Annotated in this window: 21 protein-coding genes; 5 read left to right on the top strand and 16 right to left on the bottom strand. The window is 64.1% G+C overall.

From position 1 onward, the window contains the following. Positions 1 to 25: 25 nt before the first annotated feature. The 8 genes from ybgF to tolQ all read right to left on the bottom strand — a co-directional run bounded on the left by ybgF (position 26) and on the right by tolQ (position 9,059). Complete coding sequence (gene ybgF / locus ACVIIW_RS14165; RefSeq protein ID WP_456701319.1) at positions 26 to 1,054, bottom strand: tol-pal system protein YbgF; 1,029 nt, start codon at positions 1,052 to 1,054, stop codon at positions 26 to 28. A gap of 188 nt (positions 1,055 to 1,242) precedes the next feature. Further along, positions 1,243 to 1,731: a peptidoglycan-associated lipoprotein Pal gene (pal, locus tag ACVIIW_RS14160; protein ID WP_092227179.1), complete on the bottom strand. Its 489-nt coding sequence runs from the start codon at positions 1,729 to 1,731 to the stop codon at positions 1,243 to 1,245. A gap of 290 nt (positions 1,732 to 2,021) precedes the next feature. Continuing rightward, positions 2,022 to 2,747 carry an N-acyl amino acid synthase FeeM domain-containing protein gene (locus ACVIIW_RS14155; protein WP_456701318.1) on the bottom strand — a complete coding sequence of 242 codons (726 nt, stop codon included), beginning with the start codon at positions 2,745 to 2,747 and terminating at the stop codon, positions 2,022 to 2,024. A 172-nt stretch (positions 2,748 to 2,919) separates the two neighbouring features. Further along, positions 2,920 to 5,250: a putative bifunctional diguanylate cyclase/phosphodiesterase gene (locus ACVIIW_RS14150; RefSeq protein WP_456701317.1), complete on the bottom strand. Its 2,331-nt coding sequence runs from the start codon at positions 5,248 to 5,250 to the stop codon at positions 2,920 to 2,922. Between the two features lie 241 nt (positions 5,251 to 5,491). Further along, positions 5,492 to 6,838 (bottom strand): Tol-Pal system beta propeller repeat protein TolB, encoded by a 1,347-nt coding sequence (tolB, locus tag ACVIIW_RS14145; protein WP_456705152.1) that lies wholly within the window; start codon positions 6,836 to 6,838, stop codon positions 5,492 to 5,494. A 41-nt stretch (positions 6,839 to 6,879) separates the two neighbouring features. Beyond that, positions 6,880 to 7,842, bottom strand: coding sequence for a protein TolA (locus tag ACVIIW_RS14140; RefSeq protein WP_456701316.1), 963 nt, complete (start codon positions 7,840 to 7,842; stop codon positions 6,880 to 6,882). Between the two features lie 4 nt (positions 7,843 to 7,846). Next, positions 7,847 to 8,299 (bottom strand): protein TolR, encoded by a 453-nt coding sequence (tolR, locus tag ACVIIW_RS14135; RefSeq protein WP_092227175.1) that lies wholly within the window; start codon positions 8,297 to 8,299, stop codon positions 7,847 to 7,849. Positions 8,300 to 8,342: 43 nt separating this feature from the next. Then, a complete protein-coding gene (gene tolQ, locus ACVIIW_RS14130) occupies positions 8,343 to 9,059 on the bottom strand; it encodes a protein TolQ (protein ID WP_027532430.1) in 717 nt (238 codons plus the stop codon). Between the two features lie 499 nt (positions 9,060 to 9,558). Between tolQ and ACVIIW_RS14125 the strand changes: the two genes are divergently transcribed. After that, a complete protein-coding gene (locus ACVIIW_RS14125) occupies positions 9,559 to 9,822 on the top strand; it encodes a DUF2231 domain-containing protein (protein WP_456701315.1) in 264 nt (87 codons plus the stop codon). A gap of 505 nt (positions 9,823 to 10,327) precedes the next feature. Beyond that, complete coding sequence (locus ACVIIW_RS14120) at positions 10,328 to 11,491, top strand: acyl-CoA desaturase (protein ID WP_456701314.1); 1,164 nt, start codon at positions 10,328 to 10,330, stop codon at positions 11,489 to 11,491. A gap of 175 nt (positions 11,492 to 11,666) precedes the next feature. Here ACVIIW_RS14120 and ACVIIW_RS14115 read toward each other — a convergent pair whose 3' ends face one another. The 4 genes from ACVIIW_RS14115 to ACVIIW_RS14100 form a co-directional block, all read right to left on the bottom strand. Beyond that, positions 11,667 to 12,158, bottom strand: coding sequence for a DUF2852 domain-containing protein (locus ACVIIW_RS14115; protein ID WP_456701313.1), 492 nt, complete (start codon positions 12,156 to 12,158; stop codon positions 11,667 to 11,669). A 120-nt stretch (positions 12,159 to 12,278) separates the two neighbouring features. Continuing rightward, a complete protein-coding gene (locus tag ACVIIW_RS14110; protein WP_456701312.1) occupies positions 12,279 to 13,019 on the bottom strand; it encodes a TetR/AcrR family transcriptional regulator in 741 nt (246 codons plus the stop codon). 95 nt (positions 13,020 to 13,114) lie between these two features. Beyond that, positions 13,115 to 13,477: a hypothetical protein gene (locus ACVIIW_RS14105; protein WP_456701311.1), complete on the bottom strand. Its 363-nt coding sequence runs from the start codon at positions 13,475 to 13,477 to the stop codon at positions 13,115 to 13,117. An 18-nt stretch (positions 13,478 to 13,495) separates the two neighbouring features. Beyond that, positions 13,496 to 13,900 (bottom strand): YciI family protein, encoded by a 405-nt coding sequence (locus ACVIIW_RS14100; RefSeq protein ID WP_456701310.1) that lies wholly within the window; start codon positions 13,898 to 13,900, stop codon positions 13,496 to 13,498. Between the two features lie 196 nt (positions 13,901 to 14,096). Here ACVIIW_RS14100 and ACVIIW_RS14095 point away from each other — a divergent pair, with 196 nt between their 5' ends. The 3 genes from ACVIIW_RS14095 to ACVIIW_RS14085 all read left to right on the top strand — a co-directional run bounded on the left by ACVIIW_RS14095 (position 14,097) and on the right by ACVIIW_RS14085 (position 16,157). Further along, on the top strand, positions 14,097 to 14,885 hold the full coding sequence (locus tag ACVIIW_RS14095) for an SDR family NAD(P)-dependent oxidoreductase (RefSeq protein ID WP_456701309.1): 789 nt from the start codon (positions 14,097 to 14,099) through the stop codon (positions 14,883 to 14,885). Between the two features lie 38 nt (positions 14,886 to 14,923). Continuing rightward, positions 14,924 to 15,361, top strand: coding sequence for a hypothetical protein (locus ACVIIW_RS14090; protein WP_456701308.1), 438 nt, complete (start codon positions 14,924 to 14,926; stop codon positions 15,359 to 15,361). Between the two features lie 640 nt (positions 15,362 to 16,001). After that, entirely contained in the window at positions 16,002 to 16,157 is a 156-nt protein-coding gene (locus tag ACVIIW_RS14085; protein ID WP_456701307.1) for a hypothetical protein, read from the top strand. Positions 16,158 to 16,222: 65 nt separating this feature from the next. Here the strand turns inward: ACVIIW_RS14085 and ACVIIW_RS14080 are convergent, their stop codons facing one another. From ACVIIW_RS14080 to ACVIIW_RS14065, 4 genes are all read right to left on the bottom strand, one after another. Continuing rightward, complete coding sequence (locus ACVIIW_RS14080; protein WP_456701306.1) at positions 16,223 to 16,642, bottom strand: VOC family protein; 420 nt, start codon at positions 16,640 to 16,642, stop codon at positions 16,223 to 16,225. 62 nt (positions 16,643 to 16,704) lie between these two features. Beyond that, positions 16,705 to 17,241, bottom strand: coding sequence for an SRPBCC family protein (locus ACVIIW_RS14075; RefSeq protein WP_456701305.1), 537 nt, complete (start codon positions 17,239 to 17,241; stop codon positions 16,705 to 16,707). A gap of 77 nt (positions 17,242 to 17,318) precedes the next feature. Further along, the gene (locus ACVIIW_RS14070; protein WP_456701304.1) at positions 17,319 to 18,614 is read right to left on the bottom strand and encodes an RNA polymerase sigma factor; all 1,296 of its coding nucleotides are present in this window, start codon (positions 18,612 to 18,614) and stop codon (positions 17,319 to 17,321) included. Then, positions 18,611 to 18,979 carry a YciI family protein gene (locus tag ACVIIW_RS14065; RefSeq protein WP_456701303.1) on the bottom strand — a complete coding sequence of 123 codons (369 nt, stop codon included), beginning with the start codon at positions 18,977 to 18,979 and terminating at the stop codon, positions 18,611 to 18,613. The genes ACVIIW_RS14070 and ACVIIW_RS14065 overlap by 4 nt, the downstream gene beginning before the upstream one ends. Positions 18,980 to 19,078: the final 99 nt, after the last annotated feature.

Here is a 19,078-nt window from a genome sequence, read left to right as displayed (position 1 = left end):
CAACACCATCCGCTTTGTCAGCGGATCAGCACTTCACCCGCTTCTGCTCGCGGTCGACGGCGGCTTTGACGCCGGCGGAGGCGCGCGGATATTTGCGACCGACCTCGCCGAAGGCGGCACAGGCGGCTTCCTTTTCCTTCAGCGCGGCGAGCGACTGGCCGAGCCGCAGCAGCGCATCCGGCGCCTTCGCCGATTTGTCGTATTTGGTGGTGACGGCGAGGAACGCTTCGGCGGAATCGCGATATTGCTGGCGCTGGTAGTAGCTCTCGCCGAGCCAGTATTGCGCATCGCCGAGCAGCGGGTCGTTCGGGTATTTCGCCGCAAAATTCTTCATGGTCTGCTCGGCCAGCGCATAGTCCTTGCGTTGCATGTAGCCGATGCCGAGGTCGAACTCGTCCCGTGGCGTGGCCGAGGGCGGCAGGGTCGCGAGAGCCGGAGCACCGGCCTGCGGCGGGTAAGCCTGCTGGGCGGGCGGATAGCCGGGCTGGACCGCCTGGGACGCGGCCGCCTGCGGATAGGCTTGCTGGGGCGGCGCTGCGGCCTGCGGATAGCGGCCGCCATTGGCGCTGAGATCGAGCGGCTGCTGACCGCCGCCGAGCGCGCGCGGCGCGCCGGGAGCGTTCGGAGCCTGGCTCGGGTCGAACGCATCGCCACGGCGACGACTGCCGGGCGCGCCGGGGCCAGGCTGCTCCTGAACGATCGGCGCGGGAGCGGCGACCTGCGGCTGCTCGTAATTCGGCTGCATGCCCTGCTGCTGCGGCGGTTGCTGGCGATAGCCAGGGGCGACCTGGGCCGGCGGCACGGCTGCGACGTTGGGCTGCAGCGGCGCCTGGCCGGGTGTCGCGCCCTCGAGCTGATGGATGCGATCCTCGAGCTGGCGGTTGCGATATTGCAGCTCTTCGTTCTGGCCGGTGAGTTGGCGCAGCTGGTTTTCCAGCCGCTCGATCCGCATCTCGGGGTCGCCATCGTCCGACTGGGCGAAGGCCGGCGAACACAAGGAGAGCAGCGCGGCGGCGGCCGCGGTGCCGGTTAAGACCTTAAATCTGGATGACATCTTGCCCTGACGACGAAAGCGAAATGGCCTGCGACGGAACATGCGACGCGCCACACATTGAAGGGGAGTACGCCAAAACTGTGACTACCACCAAGGGGTTTTCAGTCACAGATCGCTGAAACGAAACCGGCGCCCGTGAGGGCGCCGGCATCATCGGTTCCTGAAGATGAACAGCGGCTGACCAGAGATCAGGAGCTCGCGTTCAGCACGGTCACGGCACGACGGTTCTGTGACCAGCAGGAGATGTCGTTACACACGGCCACCGGGCGCTCCTTGCCGTAGGAGATGGTGCGCATGCGGTTCGCATCGATGCCGCGCGAGACCAGGAACGAACGCACCGACTGGGCGCGGCGGGCGCCGAGGGCGATGTTGTATTCGCGGGTGCCGCGTTCGTCGGCGTGACCTTCAATCGTGAAGGAGTAGCGCGGATAGGTCTGCAGCCACTGGGCCTGCTTCTCCAGGGTCACGATCGCCTGCGGGGTCAGATCGGTCTGGTCGCTCTCGAAGAACACGCGGTCGCCCACGTTCACCACGAAATCCTGCTGGCTGCCCGGCGTCGCCGCGCTCGCATTCGCGTCCATACCCATGTTCTTGTTGGCGCAGGCGCCCATCGACAGGGCAATGGCAAGCACCGCGGCCAGCTTCAATCCCTGGAGGATACGCATAGGATATTTCATTCGGAGCCTCCACGCTCACGTTCGTCCACTGCTGTCCGGTCTACAGGGGGTTGGTTAAGCGAACGTTCCGTCAACCTTGACGGAACCTTGCCTCAGCCGGTCAAATGCCCCCAACCAGCGAAAAGCACCCATCATGGTTAATGGGTTGTAAATGTGGCGCGAGGGTGAAGGCAAGCCGGGGGGCCCGGCAAAAACGCTGGATCTCGCCGGAATTTTGGCCCCGATATGGCTGACGACGCGAACTCCCCCTGCCCGGAGGCCGCTCCGGCCGTCACAGGGCCGCCGCAGAATCAGGCGTGAGCGGCCTCGGCCACCAGCACCGGCCGCTGCGGAACCTGGCGCTGGCCGCCGCGCCCGAACAGCATGCGCCGCTCGAACGCCGTCGAGCGCATGATCGGATAGCGCTCGAACACCTTCTTGCGGAAGGTCGGGAAATCGGCCGCCATCAACCCGAACGCCTTGGTGAGGCCAGGCACCTGCCGCGGCTCGGCAATCGGCGCGTGCAGGAACACCCGGCGATAGAACGCGTGATGCTCGGGACGCACGATCGCAAGGCCGAGATCGGCATTGAAATGCTCGCACGCCATGTAGGCGAGACGCGTCGTCAGATAAGGCAGCTCGGGGACGCGCTTGGCCATATCAGGATCGGCGACGAACCGCGTCGGATCGATCATGACCTCGCCGCGATCGAGCCGCGGCAGCACGACGTCGGGAAAAACGTCGGCCGAGGTCGATGAGCGCCATTCCGAGGTCAGCACGCTGATGCGCACCGAGCTGCAGAGCTCGCCGCGGAGATAGACACCGAAGGTCCACGCGTTCGGCAGCTCGTCATACTTATCGGTGACACGTGCCTCGGCAGATTCCTTGACGGCACCTTCGCGCAAATACGCGCGGTAGCGGAGGTTGTAGATCTCCTCCTTCTCCTCGACCGTCTCGGCAAGATGATAGTCGACGTCGGTCAGGAGCTCTGCACCCCGTCCAACAGCCGAAATGATCGCTCTGGCTGAGGACTGCATCCCAACTCCTGACCCACCACCGCATACGCGCAGGACAACCTCCACGCGTGACCAATTATTAACAGCTTCTTAACAACGAAGCAAAGCAATCGAACTGTTAGGGTTAACCGACCGTAGGACTACGGAGCTGCCGCAACAGCGTGAAACGGCGGGCAATTCGGGGAAGCAGCGGCTAGGCGAACGAGCGCGCGCCGACAACCTGGAGCAGGTTCTCGCCGCGCCGTCCATGCGAGGCGTTCAGGAGCTGGCGCATCCGCACGGCGGGCACCGGGCGGCTGAACAGATAGCCTTGCGCCTCGGACACGGTGCCGTCGGCGCTGATCAACTCGAGCTGCTCGTTGGTCTCGATGCCTTCGACCACGACCGACATGCCGAGATCGGCCGACAGCCGTGCCACGCCGCGCAGCAGCGTCAGCGGGCGATCGGTGTCGATGCCCTCGAGGAAGGAGCGGTCGATCTTGACCTTCTGCATCGGGAAATTGTGCAGATAGCTGAGGCTCGAATAGCCGGTGCCGAAATCGTCGAGTGAAATGCGCACGCCGAGCGCATGCAGCTGCGACAGGATGTCGTGGGTGAGTTGGGTGTTGCGCAGCAACGAGGATTCGGTGATCTCGATCTCGAGCCGATGGGCCGGCAGGCCCGACACTTCGAGCGCGTAGCGAATCTCGCTCAGCACGTCGCGCTGATGGAATTGCTGCGGCGAGAAATTGACCGCGACACTGACGCCCTCGGGCCACTTCATGCATTCCATGCAGGCGCGGCGCAGGATCCAGCGGCCGAGATCGACGATCAGGCCCATGTCCTCGGCAACCGGGATGATGTCGATCGGCGAGACCGTGCCGCGCACCGGATGATTCCAGCGCAGCAGCGCCTCGCAGGTGGTGATCTTGCCGGACTTGAGGTTGACGAGCGGCTGGTAGAACAGCTCGAACTCCTCATTGGCGAGCGCCTTGCGCAGGTCCAGCTCGAGGATGCGGCGAGCCTCGACGGTCGCCGCCATCTCGTCGCGGAAGAAGCAGAAAGTGCCACGGCCGTCGGCCTTGGCGCGGTAGAGCGCCATATCGGCGTTCTTGAGCAGCGTGTCGGCGCTGGTGCCCTTCGGCGAGGTCAGCGCGATGCCGACGCTGGCGCCGATCTCGACCAGATGATTGTCGATACGGTAGCGCTCGCTCAGGCGCTCGACGATGCGGCGGGCGAGGCTCGCGGCATCCTCGGGCGAATTGATGTTCTGCTGGTACACGACGAACTCGTCGCCGCCGAAGCGGGCGACGAAATCCTCCGGCCGCAGCATCTCGCGCAAGCGGTTGGCGACCGCGCAAAGGAGCTGGTCACCGCAGGGGTGGCCGAGCGTGTCGTTGACCTGCTTGAACTGGTCGAGGTCGATGAACAGCAACGCGGAGAGCCGTTCGGAATGGTGCGAATGGGCGAGCAGCCGCTCGATCTCATCGCGGAAAGAGACCCGGTTCGGCAGCGCCGTCAGTTCGTCATATCTGGCAAGATGGCTGATGCGGGCTTCCGCATTGGTGCGTTCGGTGATGTCTTCCAGCAGCACCACGGTGCCGCCACGGGCCATCGGCTGGAACGTCCAGGCCAGCGCGCGGCCGCGCGTCGTATCCGGGTCGGCGCTGACAATCTCGCGGATCCGCGCCTGCTCGATCTCGGCGATGACCTGATCGCCGCTCTCGACCGAGATGGTGCCAGCCGCGACGCAGGCCGATACGATGTCGACGGCGGTAGCGCCGCGCTTGACCAGGTCCTCGGGCAATTGCATCAGCTCGCCGAAGCGGTGGTTCATCACCGCCAGGCGCCCGTCGGCGCGGAACATACACAGGCCGTGCGGCATGTTGTTGAGGGCGGTATCGAACTGGCTCGCCAGCGCGGATTCGCGGAAGCTCGAGGTCAGTGCCTTGACGAAGATCGCGTGCAGGCTGAGGTTGATGTTCTTCAGCCCGACGAAGAAGAACGCGAGCAGGATGGCGAGTCCGATGTGGTAGAGGCCGCCATGCATCAGCAGCGCGAGCGACATCGGTCCGCAGGCGAGCACGACGTGCCACTGGACCACCCGGGGCTGGCCGTAATTGCGGGCCGCGCCGCCCGCCGTATAGCCGATGCCGATCGCGACACAGAGCATGTCGGCAACGGGATCCTCGTTGAGATAGATCACGACGAAGGCCCACAGGCCGAGCACCGCGGCATAGCTGAGCGCGCCGGCCCAGTAACGCGGCGCCAGATGCGTGGCCTCGTCGAATGACAGCGCCTCTGTTCGGTTCTCGTAGCTGCGCATCTGGAACGCGCGCGCGGTACCGATGGCGATCAGCAGGAACGCGATCGGCCAAAGCCTGGCGTCGCCGGTCTTCAGCGCAGTCATGACCGCGGCCACGGCGGCGGAGGCCGAGCCGAGGAAGATCGCCCAGAAATTCTGAACCATGGAGTTGATGAGAGCGGCGTAGAGTATGGGCTCCAGCTCGTCTCGATCACTCTGCTTCTGGTCGGCCAGCTGCATCGGCTTGTTACGCGTCCTGTTTAGCGCGTACTTTTACCCGGACCAGATGAAGCCTTTCTGAGGGAACATCGTTAAAGTCGAGTTGTTTTTCGGCAATAGCGAATCTATTTCCGCTGCAAAATCAAGCAACTAGGCAAGCCTTGCCGGGTACAAGGTGAAGGAAGGATTGCCGCGCGCGCGCAAACCCGAAAAATCTGGCGCTTTCTTTTGAAAAGATCGCGCGTCGCAGCCGCGATCTCTTCTACTGACCCGCGGTCGCGGACAACAGCGGCGACCATGCCGGATCGGAGGCGAAGCCCGGCGTCGGCACCTTCAGCTCGTTGCGGCCGGAGATGTCGACCGAAAACAGCGATGGTCCGCTGTTGCCACCGGGGTCGCGGAAGAACATCAGCACACGGCCGTTCGGCGAGAAGGTCGGGCCTTCATTGTGGAAGCCTGAGGTGAGCAGCCGCTCGCCGCTGCCATCAGGTTTCATGACTCCGATCGAGAACTGCCCGCCGCCCTGCCGGGTGAAGGCGATGTAGTCGCCGCGCGGCGACCACACCGGCGTCGAATAGGTGGCGTTGTTGTCGTCCTTGGAGAACGAGATGCGCTGCGCCTGGCCGCCGCCGGCCGCCATCACATAGATCTGCGATCGGCCGCCGCGATCGGATTCGAAGCAGATGCGGGTGCCGTCAGGCGAGTAGGACGGCGACGTGTCGATTGCCGGCGTGTCGGTGAGACGCGTCGTCGAACGCGAGCGCAGATCCATCACGAACAGGTTGGAATTGCCGCCCTGCTGCAGGCTCATGATGACGCGCTGGCCATCCGGAGAGAAGCGCGGCGCGAAGGTCATGCCTGGGAAATTGCCGACGATCTCGCGCTGGCCGGTCTCGATGTTGAAGAGATAGACCTTCGGATCGCCCTGGCCGAACTCCATGTAGGTGATCTCTTGCGAGTTCGGCGAGAAACGCGGCGTCAGCACGAGGTCGGCGCCTCGGGTGAGATAGCGCACATTGGCGCCGTCCTGGTCCATCATCGCCAGGCGCTTGACGCGGCGCTCCTTCGGCCCTGATTCGTCGACGAACACGACGCGGCTGTCGAAATAACCCTTCTCGCCGGTCAACTTTTCGTAGATCTGATCGGAGATGATGTGGGCGATCCGGCGCCAATATTCCGGCGAGGTGAAATATTGCTGGCCGGCGAGCTGCTGGCCGGTGACCACGTCCCACAGGCGGAATTCGGCCTTGAGGCGACCGTCCGGCTGCCGCGTCATGCGGCCGGTGACGAGGGCCTGGGCGTTGAGGGTTTTCCAATTATCGAATTGCGGCGCGACGTCGATGTTGCTGATGCGCTCGATGAAGGCGGCCTGATCGATCGGGGAAAACAAGCCCGAGCGTTTCAGATTGTTGGTGATGACCTGGGTGACGCCGTTGCCGACGTCGCCGTCGGCGGGCGAGCCCGGCACGAAATTGGTGATCGCGATCGGGATCGGACGAAATTCGGTGGGATCGATGCGGAGCCGCGGCTGCCCCTGCGCCAAAGCCTGTCCGCCCCCGAGCAACGCGATGGTCGATCCGGTCAGGGTCATGAAGCGGCGGCGGTTCATCGATCGAACGTCATTCATTGCAAAATTCTTTTGTTCGGATGTCACAACATGTCTTTCAGGCCGAAGCGCATCGGAATGGTCTTCCAGGTGTCATACTGCTGCTTCGGCAGGAATGAATAGACCTGACACTGCACGATGGCTCGCTTGCCACTCTCCGCCACCGCCTCAGCGATCGACCGCGATGGTCCTCTCGCCGCAACGACGACTGGTTCGGATGCCAGCGTTCCATCGATCTTCATGGAAATATCGATGTCGACTTCATATTGATCGGCATCCTGTCCGTTGTAGGTCGGCGTGAAACAGCGCCTGACCGCGGACATGAATGCCCCTTGCCAAGTCGCGACGTTGCTGGCGGACGTCCCCGATGTCGAACCCAACGACGCCGACGCGTTCAGCGCCGCTCCCGTGAGCTCGTGCCGGGTCGCAGCGCGCTTGTCGAGGTCGCGGGCAATCTGCGCGGGGTCGAAAGTGCGCTCCTTCGGCTTCGGCTGCTGCTGCGGCTGCACCGCGGCGACCTTCTGCTCCACCGGCTTGGGCGGCGGCTTCTTGGTCTCCAGCTTCTTCTGCAGCTCCGCGATCGGATCTTCCTTGGCCGGATCAGGCTTCTTCTCCTGGGGCTTCGGCTCTTCCTTCGGCTTGGTCTCGGCGACCGGCTTCGGCGGATCGGGCTTCTTCTCGACCGGCTTTTCGACGGGCTTCGGCGGCGGCGTGTCGGGGGTCGAGTTGGTCTTGATCAGCTCTTTCTTCTCGGTGACCTTGCCGACGGAATCTTCCTCGGGCTTGGCCTCGGCGATCTTCTCGACCTTCGGCTTGGGCTCCTTCTTATCGCCGGTCTTCTGCCCCGACATCATCTGGGCCAGTTGATCGGTGGAGATGATGTCGACCGGAAGCGACTCTTCCGGCGCGATGAAGGCCTTGCTGCTGAAGGTGAGCAGCCCCCATCCAATCACGAGGACGTGGAGGGCGATCGACGCAACCAGTGTCTTGTCGACGTTCACCTTCACGATCTTAAGACCCCTGATCCGCTTCGGTGACGAGCGCCAGCTTCTTGAAGCCCGCGCCCGACAGCAGGCCCATCACCTTGGCCACCGTGCCGTAATCCGCCTTCTTGTCGGCGCGCAGATAGATGCGCTCCTCGAGGCCACCGCGCGCATCCGTGATCGCCTTCAGCTTCGGAATCAGCTCGTTGATCGCGATCTCGGCATCGGCGATGAACACCTTGCCGTTGATGTCGACCGACATCTGGATCGGCTTTTGGTCGCTCTGATCGAGGCTCTTGGCCTGGGTCTGCGGCAGGTCGAGCGGCACGCCCACGGTGAGCAGCGGCGCCGACACCATGAAGATGATGAGCAGCACCAGCATCACGTCGACCATCGGCGTGACGTTGATCTCGGCCATGACCGGCTTGCGCCGGCTGCGACGGCCGCCGCCTCCGGACGAACTGGCTACGTTCATGCCCATGGCTTGATGCCCAATCCCGCGTTCACGCTATCCATCCACTCCGTCAGCCCCGCTCATCGATCTGCCGGGACAGGATGGCTGAAAATTCGTCAGCGAAGCCCTCGAGCCGCTGGGCCTGCCGATTCACCTCGGAGGTGAACTTATTGTAGAAAATAGTGGCAGGTATGGCGGCGATAAGGCCGACGGCGGTCGCAAACAGCGCCTCCGCGATGCCGGGCGCCACCACCGCCAGGGAGGTATTTTTCGACGCCGCGATCGACTGGAAGCTCGACATGATGCCCCAAACCGTGCCGAACAGGCCGACAAAGGGGCCGGCCGAGCCGACGGTCGCGAGCACCAGGAGGCGGCGTTCCAGCCGCTCGACCTCACGGGCGATCGAGACATTCATGACCTTGTCGATCCGCATCTGGAGGCCGGCGACCGAGCGGGCGTGGCTCTCGAAAGAGCGCTTCCATTCGCGCATCGCCGCTACGAAACAGGCCGCCATGGAATGGGTCGGCTTGGCCGAGAGCGTGCGATAGAGCTCCTCGATGGACTCGCCGGACCAGAATGCCTGCTCGAACCGGTCCATCGAGCGGCGGGTCCGGGCGTAAAGGAAGATCTTGTCGATCGCGATGGCCCAAACCCAGACCGAGCAGGACAACAGGCCCAGCATGACGCATTTCACGATCCAGTGAGCCTGCCAGAACAGCGCGATCAGCGACACGTCGGCGGAAGCGGCAACCGGAAGGGCGGACTGAGCCACGTCGGCCGGATTCATCAGCAATATCCTCTCAAGACGACCGTTTTCTGGCGATCGTTACCTTTGTCCCGTCCCGCAAATGGCGGCCGGTTTCCTAACAGCCGCGGTAGAACCGCCGCAGCCGGCAAGCCTGTTCAAAGCCTTGTCTTTCTGGGGTACAGGGGCTGGTCCAAAGCCGCCGCCTGCATTCCCTGCCAAGATGTCAAAACTAAGGGCCTCGACGACGGCTCCGGGCGCGATTGTCCATAATTACCAGTGCCCGGCGATGGTTAATGCCGGGTTACCACCCGCGAATTTGGCTGCGGGAAAGGCAGGCGGCGCAGGGGCATGGGACATCAGGGTGCCAGGCCGGTATTTGCGGGACGCGTGGATCGTCTGGCATCACCCGACGCGCCACGAATGTCCGGAGCAACCGGCCTGCCCCGGTCAATTGTCCCGAAAATCACTTTTGGCGAGGATTTGCCATGAGCATCAACCCAAGACGACCGCCGCCCCTCGGGGATCACCCGCTCCACCCATGATCATCCCGTTCCCGGTTGCGGGCATCGTGATGGCGCTCGTTGCTGCCGCGGCCGGCTTTACCGACTTCTTCAGTGAACGGCGCATTCGCCGCCTCAATGATGCCTGGTACCACATGGTCGGCAACCTCGCAGCGGTCGTGCTGGCGTTGATCAATTTCCATCTCGCTACGCGCAAGGCGCTGAGGTCGCGATCAAGCCCTGGGGCGTGGTGCTTTCCCTGGTCGTCGTCGCATGGCGAGAGCCACCGCCGCGCCGCCTAAGGCTCACGCTGCAGAAGCAGGCTCGGTGCAGTCGGTCAGCCGCGCGGGATTACCGAGGGCCGTGCAGCCGGCGTAGACCCTGCGTGTTGGACGGCCGATGCTCACACGAACGCAGCGAAGCGTTCACGTCGGCGGCGCTGCCGCCAAGCCGGCCTCCGATCAGATCGGCGATCATCATGCGCAAGAATCACACCGGTGCTGGCCTTGCCAAATCGGATCGGCGGCGGCGGCGCGCTGCGCCTCGTCGCGAAGTTGCCCATCATCGCCTCCGGTATTTGGATGCTTCCGCGTGTCGAATATTAGGCGACGCCGCGCCGGCGGCACCCGCGCACCATGCCGCAGCCCCCGTGAGGCTACGAGCTTGCATGCGCGGCATCCACGACCATATAGTCCGTCGAAATTTCAAGCCCGCGGTGGTCCGCCATCCGCGGGTTTTTCGTACCCGGCGGCGCTGTTGCCGTCACACGCCCCCTCGCGGTCACGCCAAGAAAGGTCACGCCAGGACATGTCGCCCAACGCGCCCGCCGACGACCAGCACGACGACATCATGTACCCCTCGGCCGTGCCGTTCCTGTTGGTCCATCTCGGCTGTGTTGCGGCGATCTGGTCGGGCATCACGTGGCAGGCCCTCACGATTTGCGCGTCGTTGTATGTCGTGCGCATGTTCGGAGTCACGGCGGGCTACCACCGTTATTTCTCGCACAAGGCTTATGCGACAAGCCGGGTGTTTCAGTTCATCCTGGCCTTCATTGCGCAAAGTAGTGCGCAGAAGAGCGTGCTGTGGTGGGCGGCCAAGCATCGGCACCATCATCTGCATTCCGACACTGAGCACGACACGCACTCGCCGCGGCATCGCGGCTTCCTGTACAGCCATCTCGGCTGGATCTTTTACCGGCAGCACGACACGACCGACCTCGTGAAGGTCGGCGATCTTGCAGCTTATCCGGAGCTGATCTGGCTGCATCGGCTGGAGCTGCTGCCGGCCGTGACGCTCGCGGTGCTCTGCTTCCTCGTCGCGGGATGGTCGGGTCTGGTCGTCGGCTTCCTGTGGAGCACGGTGCTGGTCTATCACGCCACCTTCTGCATCAACTCGCTCGCCCATGTACATGGGCGCAAGCGCTACGTGACGGGCGACGATTCCCGCAACAACTGGCTGCTGGCGTTGTTCACCATGGGTGAAGGCTGGCACAACAACCACCACGCCTACCAGAGCAGCGTGCGACAGGGCTTTTACTGGTGGGAGATCGACCCGACCTACTACGTTCTGAAGGCCCTGTCCTGGTTCGGTATCGTCTGGAACATGAAGGCGCCGCCCGAACTGGTGCTGCGCAACGAGCAGCCGCTCGGTGCACGCGTCATCAAGCGTGCGGCCCGCGAGCTTGCCGGTCGCTTCGACGCGCACGCGCTGGCGCACGCGATTTCGTCGGCGCTGCACCGGGCCGATCTCGCCCAGCTGCACCTGCCGACGCTGCATGACATCCTCGATCGGGCCCATGACGGCGTCGATGCGCTGACGCATCTGCACCTGCCGAAGATTCCGACCCGCGAGGAGTTTCTCGCCGAGGCTCGCGCGATGTTTGCGCGAACGCGATCACTCAACGAGATCGTCGATCACGCCTACGAATACTTCCTGACGTCGGTTCGCGCGCAGCTCGTGACGGTGCGCTGAATCTCGCCACCCGACCGGGTTCGCTTGCGCAGGGTCATTGCGCGAGGCCGAGCGCGAAGCCACCCCACAAACCAAACCGCCCGCCTGCGGCGTGCGCAGGCGGGCGGCTCGGGGCCATCAGGACTTTGGGGGCATGCGCCTGAAGGCTTTGAGGGGCATCAGGCCGTTTTTTGGATCAGCCCTGCTGCTGGTCGGTCGGCGGCGGGGTCGGGCGCGTCTTGTGCTGGGCCATGAACTGGTCGAACTCTTCCTTGTCCTTGGCGTGGCGCAGACGATCGAGGAAGTTCTTGAACTCGACCTGCTCTTCCTCGAGCCGGCGCAGCGTTTCGGAGCGGTACTCGTCGAAGGCGCGGTTGCCCGAGGACGGCGGGCCGAAACCGAAGCCGAAGCCGCGGCGCTCCATGCGGTCACGCATGCGGTCCATCCTGTACTGCATCCGCTCCATCTTGTTCTGCCAGCGATCCTGGTTGCTCCAGCACGACATTCTTCTGCTCCCGAGTGTGAAAAAGAGAAGGGCTAAACCGATCGGCCACCAGATGATGAAGCCGAGAATGGTCACGGCAATCCAGCCAGGATGCCAGGGCGTATCGAGCATGTGGGGCCGCGCGTACTGTTGCTGTTGGTCCGAGGGGCCGCGCCAGCGATTGACATCAGCGGTGTAGGCCATTTCCCTTCTCCATCACGGCATCAGCGCCGTTGTGAATGTAAATAACATTTACATAGCTAGACCATCCCGCGATTTTGTCAAGCTGGCGGCCTGACACGCCCGCGTGATTATTTGCGCGATTTATTTCGGCCTGCCCCAGGGGCCGCCGGGCGGCACGCCGGAACCGGAGGATGCCTCCGGTGGCACCGGCGGAGGCTCGGCGCTTGTCGCGGGCGACCGCCGATCGGTGGGGAAGCCGAGGCCGCGCAGATAGATCAGCACCTCGGCCTCAAGCAGTTCGTCCGGCGACATCGGCAGTTTTCGTCGCGCGGCATCGCCACGCGAGAACAGCGAGGCGACGCCGTGCGCCATCGACCAGATGTGCAGGGCCATCATCATCGCCGGCGGCCGCGGCGCGCCGGGCGGCGCGAGCGCGGCAAGACGCTCGGCTGCAGCACGAATGACGTTGAAAGCGCGCTCGCTGGCGGCCTGGAGCGCCGCGTTGGCGTCGACCGGCAGGCCCGATTCGAACATCGCGTTGTAGAAGGCGGGCTCCTCGCGGGCGAAGGCGAGATAGGCCCGGCCGACGCGTTCGAACGCGGTGACGGTGTCGGGGCGTCCGTCGTCCCAGGCTGCGGTGAGCCGCTGCTCGAACTGTTCGAAGCCGCGCTGGGCGATCGAGGACAACAGCTCGTCGCGGTCGCGAAAATGCCGGTAAGGCGCCGCCGCGCTGACGCCGGCCATGCGCGCAGCATCGGCGAAGGTGAAGCCGGCCGCACCTTTCTCGGCGATCAACCCGAGGGCGGCCTGCAACAGGGCTTCCTTCAGATTGCCGTGGTGATAGCCGCGCTCGGCGCGGCGCTGCTCCTTGCGCCAGCTCATGTGAACGAGCTTTACATGAGCCGGGCACGAAGGTCACTAGCGGCAACCGGGTTTGGTGAACCCCGACTTCCACGGATCCGACGTTCCGATCGGCCCTAGCCGCCCGGGATCGGCAGCACCGGCATGATCTCGACCCGCTCGCCGGGGAAGATCGCAAAATGCGGGTGGTTCTCGAACATTTTGGCGGCAGCCTCGTGCGAGGCGGCGCGGACGACGGTGAAGGCGCCCATCTCGTTGGCGATGTCTGCGATGCCGTTGGCATCGACCTTCTTGGTCTTGCCGAGCGGACCGCCCATGGCCTGGATCGCGCCTTGGTGCTTCTCCACCCAGCCCTTCCAGGCCGCCATGCCCTCCATCTCCTTGGCCTTGCGCTCTGCGTCGGACATCGCAGTCCACGCCGCCCACTTCGGACTGCTCTTGCTGCCGAGGAAGACGGCAAGATAGGTGTCAGTGCTCATCGGTCGTTTCTCCCTTGTCTACTGCTTCAGATCGTCAAAACCGGCGGCTGCGGCCTGCACGTCAGGCGGAAAGTCGGACATTTCCTGCACCTGGCGAATCTCGATGATCTCGTTGACCGAGGCCGGACATTTCTTCGCCCAGACGATCGCCTCCTCGCGCGAGCCGACCTCGATCATCCAGTAGCCGCCCAGCACTTCCCTGGATTCCGCGAAGGGGCCATCGGTCACCACCGGTGCGCCGGTGGCGAACGAGACGCGGGCGCCCGTCGACGGCGGATGCAGGCCGTCCAGCGTGATCAGCACGCCCGCATCCTTCAGCGCCTCGTTATAGCGCATCATCGCGGCGACACGTTCGGGATCGAGTTGCTCGTCCGCCGGCGCAGTCTCGTAGCCGAGCGGGATCATCAGCATCATGAATCGCATGCGGTTCCTTACGACGCGGTTGTAGCCCCCGCGCTCACTTCCAAGACGAACGAGCTCTTGCCAGGCCGACACGGCCCGAGAAAATTTTTCGGCAGATCATTGTGGCTCCCCGGCGGCGCCCTCTGTCCGGAATGAGCGCCTTGCATGGGACCAACGAAACTGTCATGCCGCGCGGGCTCCAGCAAAGGACCGCGCCATGACCTCCTCCCCTGCCAAGGTAGCCCTCGTCACCGGTGCCGCACGCGGGATCGGCCTGGCCACGGCGAAGCACTTCCTCGCCGACGGTTGGCGCGTGGCACTGCTCGATGTCGAGGGCGAGCTGCAGACCAGCGCGGCAGCGGCGCTGAAAAATCCCGACAACACGCTGGCTATCACCTGCGACGTGTCCGACGCGGTCGCCGTGGGCGCTGCAATGGCCGCGGTGATGAGCCGCTTCGGCCGGCTCGATGCGCTCGTCAACAATGCCGGCGTCGCCGTGTTCGCGCCCGTCCTGGAGACCAGCGACGCCGACTGGAACAGGATCATGGCGGTCAATCTCACTGGTCCGTTCCTCTGCACCAAGGCCGCGGTGCCCTTGATGCGCGACGGCAATGGCGGCGCGATCGTCAATGTCACCTCCATCTCGGCGGTGCGCGCCTCGACGTTGCGCTCGGCCTACGGCACCAGCAAAGCGGGGCTCGCGCACCTCACCAAGCAGCTCGCGGTCGAGCTCGCCTCGCTCAACATCCGCGTCAACGCGGTCGCACCGGGTCCGGTCGACACCGCGATGGCGCAGCAGGTGCACACCAAGGAGATTCGCGCCGACTATCACGATGCCATCCCGCTCAACCGCTACGGCCTGGAGGAGGAACTCGCCGCAGCGATCTATTTCCTGTGCTCCGACAACGCGAGCTACATCACCGGTCAAATTTTGGCCGTCGATGGCGGCTTCGATGCTGCGGGTATCGGTCTGCCGACGCTGCGCGGCGAGCGGCGCAACGGGTAGAGCCTTGTAACCGGGTTCGCGATTTCGTGGAGTGCTCGATGCGGCGCATCACCGTCCTCAAAGCCCTGATGCTCGCAGCCGCGCTGCTCGTCTCCGCAACCGCCCAAGCCGAGATCCGCATCATCCAAAGCCCCGGCGGACAGGTCGGACCATTCCTCGACCTTTTCGAGAAGGTGCGCGAAAGCGGGGAACGTGTGGTGATCGACGGCCCCTGCCTCTCCGCCTGCACGCTGGTGCTCAGCATCGTGCCGGGCGATCGCATTTGCACCACGAAACGCGCCGTTCTGGGTTTCCATGCCGCGCGCTCGGTCGACCGGCGCGGACGCTTTTATGCCGAGCCGGAAGCATCCGAAGCCGTGCTTGCAGCCTATCCCGGCCCGGTCCGCGACTGGATCAGCCGCCACGGCGGTCTCACCTCACGACTGATCTTGCTGAAGGGGCGCGACCTCGCCGCGATCTACCCGCGCTGTCGATGACACCTCGACGACAGTCTGCCGGCTCTACATGCTCGTACAGGGAGCGGTCGTCGTCACAAACATTGCCGTCACGACCTGGCTGTTCCCTAGTGGAACATGATCTGCACCATCGGCGCGAGCTTCACGCTGGCGCAGATGAGCATTCCCCATAGAGCAAAATTGATTTGTAGCGCCGCCGCCATCGGTCGCTCCCTTCCCCGCCACGTCCACCCTGATTTGTAGGTATTATGACCCAAACTAGCGATTCCGGCACGTAGTTTACAGCCCAATCTTTCGCCAATTCTTGTGCGATGCAGTTCCGCCTCATGTCACGAAGCCGCTCGCACTGCTCTCGCAGAAATGGGAGGGGAAGGAATCTCCATTCGGCCATGCCGTCGACGCGGATTTCCCTCAAGTGCCGCGTAAGTGTCGCGACGCAACGTTTTCCATTTCGTACGGCAGGTCCGGCATGGCTCGGCACTTTATCGTCTTGCTCAGTTTTTGCGCAGCGCTCGCAGGGTGTGCTGCCGCGGCGGCAGCGGAGCGTCGTCCGATCGCATGGGACGGGCTCGGTCAGGATCCCAATCGACCCGTTGTCACAAAACGTCGGCTTGCCAATCATGCTCCGCCGGACAGCGATTCCAATCTGGATCGGCAAAGAGTGCTTTCCACATTGCGTCCCTATTCCGACGCATGGTGGGCCGTCCACGACGAGATCGAAGCCGAGAACGACAAGCAGCTTGGTTCGAAGCTCGTGATCTGTCCCAGCTGCGTGGCGAAGCCGCCGAGCGAGGACGTCACCGGATCGATCCGCTGACGAGGTGCCCCTCTCTCGCGATATCGGAGAGAGGGACATCCTGGCAAATCAGGCGATCGCGCCTGTCACATACCCTCGGCCGGACAGTTCACCATCCAGGGAATGCCGAATTTGTCGACGCACATGCCAAAGCCCTTGGCCCAGAACGTCTTGCTGAAGGGCATGGTGACGGTGCCGCCGTCGGCGAGTGCGTTGAACTTGCGTTCGCCCTCCGCGGGGTCCACGACCGTGAGCGAGATCGAAAAGCCCTGCGGCTTGTGATAATGCTCAGGCGGCGTGTCGGAGGCCATCAGCACGGCGCCGCCTGGCAACGTCATCCGCGCATGCATGATGGTCTTCTCGCGCCCGGGCGGCCCTGGGGGCATATCCGATGGCGGCGTATCCGAGAGACGCATCATGGCGTCGATCGTGCCGCCGAGGACCTTGGCGTAATAGTTGAACGCTGCTTCGCAGGTGTCCTGATAGAACAGATAGGCACTGAGCATCGTCTCTCTCCTTCTTCTCTTCGCTAACCGTTTCCCGGCAGTTCTTCGGGCGGCCGCCGGCGTTACTTCTCGGTGAGCTTCTTCAGGCTGGCGAGGCCAATCTCGAAATCCTTGCCGATCATGGTGTCCATGTTGACGAACACCTGCATCACCTTGGACAGGAAGGGAGCCGGACCGGACATCGCCCATGTGACCAGTGTGGCATCGCCTTGCGGCACAAAAGTGAACTCTGCGGTGTTGTGGCCTTCGAAGGGCCGTTCGAAGTCGAGCTTGATGCGCAGTTTCGACGACGGGTTCGCCTCGATAATCTCCATATGGCCGGCGCCGACATCGTTGTTGCCGTCCCATGCATAGGTCGCGCCCTTCCCGGCCGCCGTTCCGCCGTAGGTGCGCTTCATCGCGGGATCGCGATCCTCATAGGGCGACCAGCCCGTCCAGAAGTGGAAATCGGAGACAAGCGGATAGATCGCGCCGGCCGGCGCGTTCAGCACGAGCGAGCGCTCGACACGGAACGTGTCGGGTTTTGTCAATGCGACGGCGAGGACGCCCGCGATCCCGACCGCGATCACGACAGCGATGATGGTAATGGCTTTCAGCATGAATGGCTCCCTTGATACGGGAATAAGACGAAGCGGATTGGCGCGCGCCGACATGTGATAGAACGAATTTTCGGCGGTCACTTCGCTTTCGTACCCTGCCGGGCACTGCCACTCTTCGGCTGGCTGTCCCGGATCAGGCGGTCAATGTGCATGCGGATATGGGCGGCTTCCGCGGAAGTGTTGGCGAGCGCGATGGCCCGGTCGAAGGCGATGCGGGCTTCGTCGTTGCGGCCGAGCTGCATCAGGAACGCGCCGCGCACGCCGAAAAAATGGAAATAATTGGCGAGCTTCGGCGCCAGCGGCTCGATCAGGTCAAGCGCGGCCTGTGGTCCGCGCACCTTGGCAACCGCGACTGCGCGGTTGAGCGTCACCACCGGCGAAGGCTGCACCACCTCGAGCGCGCCATAGAGGAGATCGATCTGGGTCCAGTCGGTCTCATCAGGCGTCGCCGCCCGCGCGTGAAGCGCAGCGATCGCGGCCTGGATCTGGTAGGGACCGCTGCGACGATGGCGCATAGCCTTGTCGATCAACGCCAACCCCTCCGCGATCATGGTGCGATTCCACAGCGAGCGGTCCTGGTCGTCCAGCAGGATCAGCGAACCATCGGCGGCAATGCGCGCTGCGCTGCGGGCGTGCTGCAGCAGGATCAGCGCCGTCAGCCCCATGATCTCCGGCTCGCTCTGGAACAAGCGCAACAACAACCGCGCCAGCCGGATCGCCTCCTCGCAGAGCGGCTTCCTGATCTCGACGGTATCGCCGCTCGCCGAATAGCCCTCGTTGAAGATCAGGTAGATCATCGCGGCCACCCCGGCCAGCCGCTCCGACCGTTCGATCGCGCCGGGCGCCTCGAACGGCGTCCCGGCTTGCGCGACCTTGGCCTTGGCGCGGGTGATGCGCTGCTCCATCGCGGCTTCCGAAACCAGGAAGGCACGCGCGATCTGCTTCACCGTCAGACCCGAGACGATGCGCAGCGCCAGCGCGATCTGCTGGGTCGCCGGCAGCTGCGGGTGGCAGCAGATGAACATCAGCCGCAAGATGTCGTCGCGGTAGTGCGAGCCGTCGAGCCGCTCGGCAAGCGCGCCTTCGGCGTCGTCGATATCCGAGATCGCCTGATCGTCGTCCGGCAACGGCTGCTGCTTGCGACTGCGGCGAACCTCGTCGATCGCGACGTTGCGGCCGACCATGATCAGCCAGGCCGCGGGATCGCGCGGCGGCCCGTTCTGCGGCCAGGTTTTCAGCGCGCGCAGGCACGCGTTCTGGAAGGCTTCCTCAGCCGTGTCCAGATCGCGGAAATAGCGCAGCAGCGCGCCGACCGCCTGGGGCCGCGCCGAGGTCAGCGCAGTCTCGATCCAGGCGGTATCAGTGTCGCTCACGCCGAAATGCCTCCGGGCCTGAACACGCCGACCGGGCGCACCTCATAGGCGCCGCCGGGATTGGCGGCGCCAAGGTCGCGCGCCACGTCGAGCGCATCGTCCAAATTCTTGCAGTCGACGATGTAGAAACCGAGCAGCTGCTCCTTGGTCTCGGCATAGGGGCCGTCGAGCACCAGCGGCGGGTCTTCCTTGCGCAGCGTCGCCGCCGCAGTGGTCGGCAGCAGCCGTGCCACCGGGCCGAGGCGCCCCTGCCGGGTAAGTTTCTCCTGCACCACGGCGAGCTTCTTCATCACGGCCTCGTCCTGGTCCTTGCTCCAGGAGCCGACGAAGTCCTCGTCATGATAGCAAAGGATCGCATAGAGCATGGGCAGCACCTTCCTGAACGCTTGTTTCGAAGACGATCCACTATGCCCCGCCCCGACAGGGCTGCGGAAAAAATCTGCGAGAAAATTGCGTCGGATCGT

It is taken from the genome of Bradyrhizobium sp. USDA 4449, from assembly GCF_054056275.1.
The sequence above is the reverse complement of the archived record's forward strand: the minus strand, read 5'-3'. Positions and strand labels throughout refer to the sequence as shown.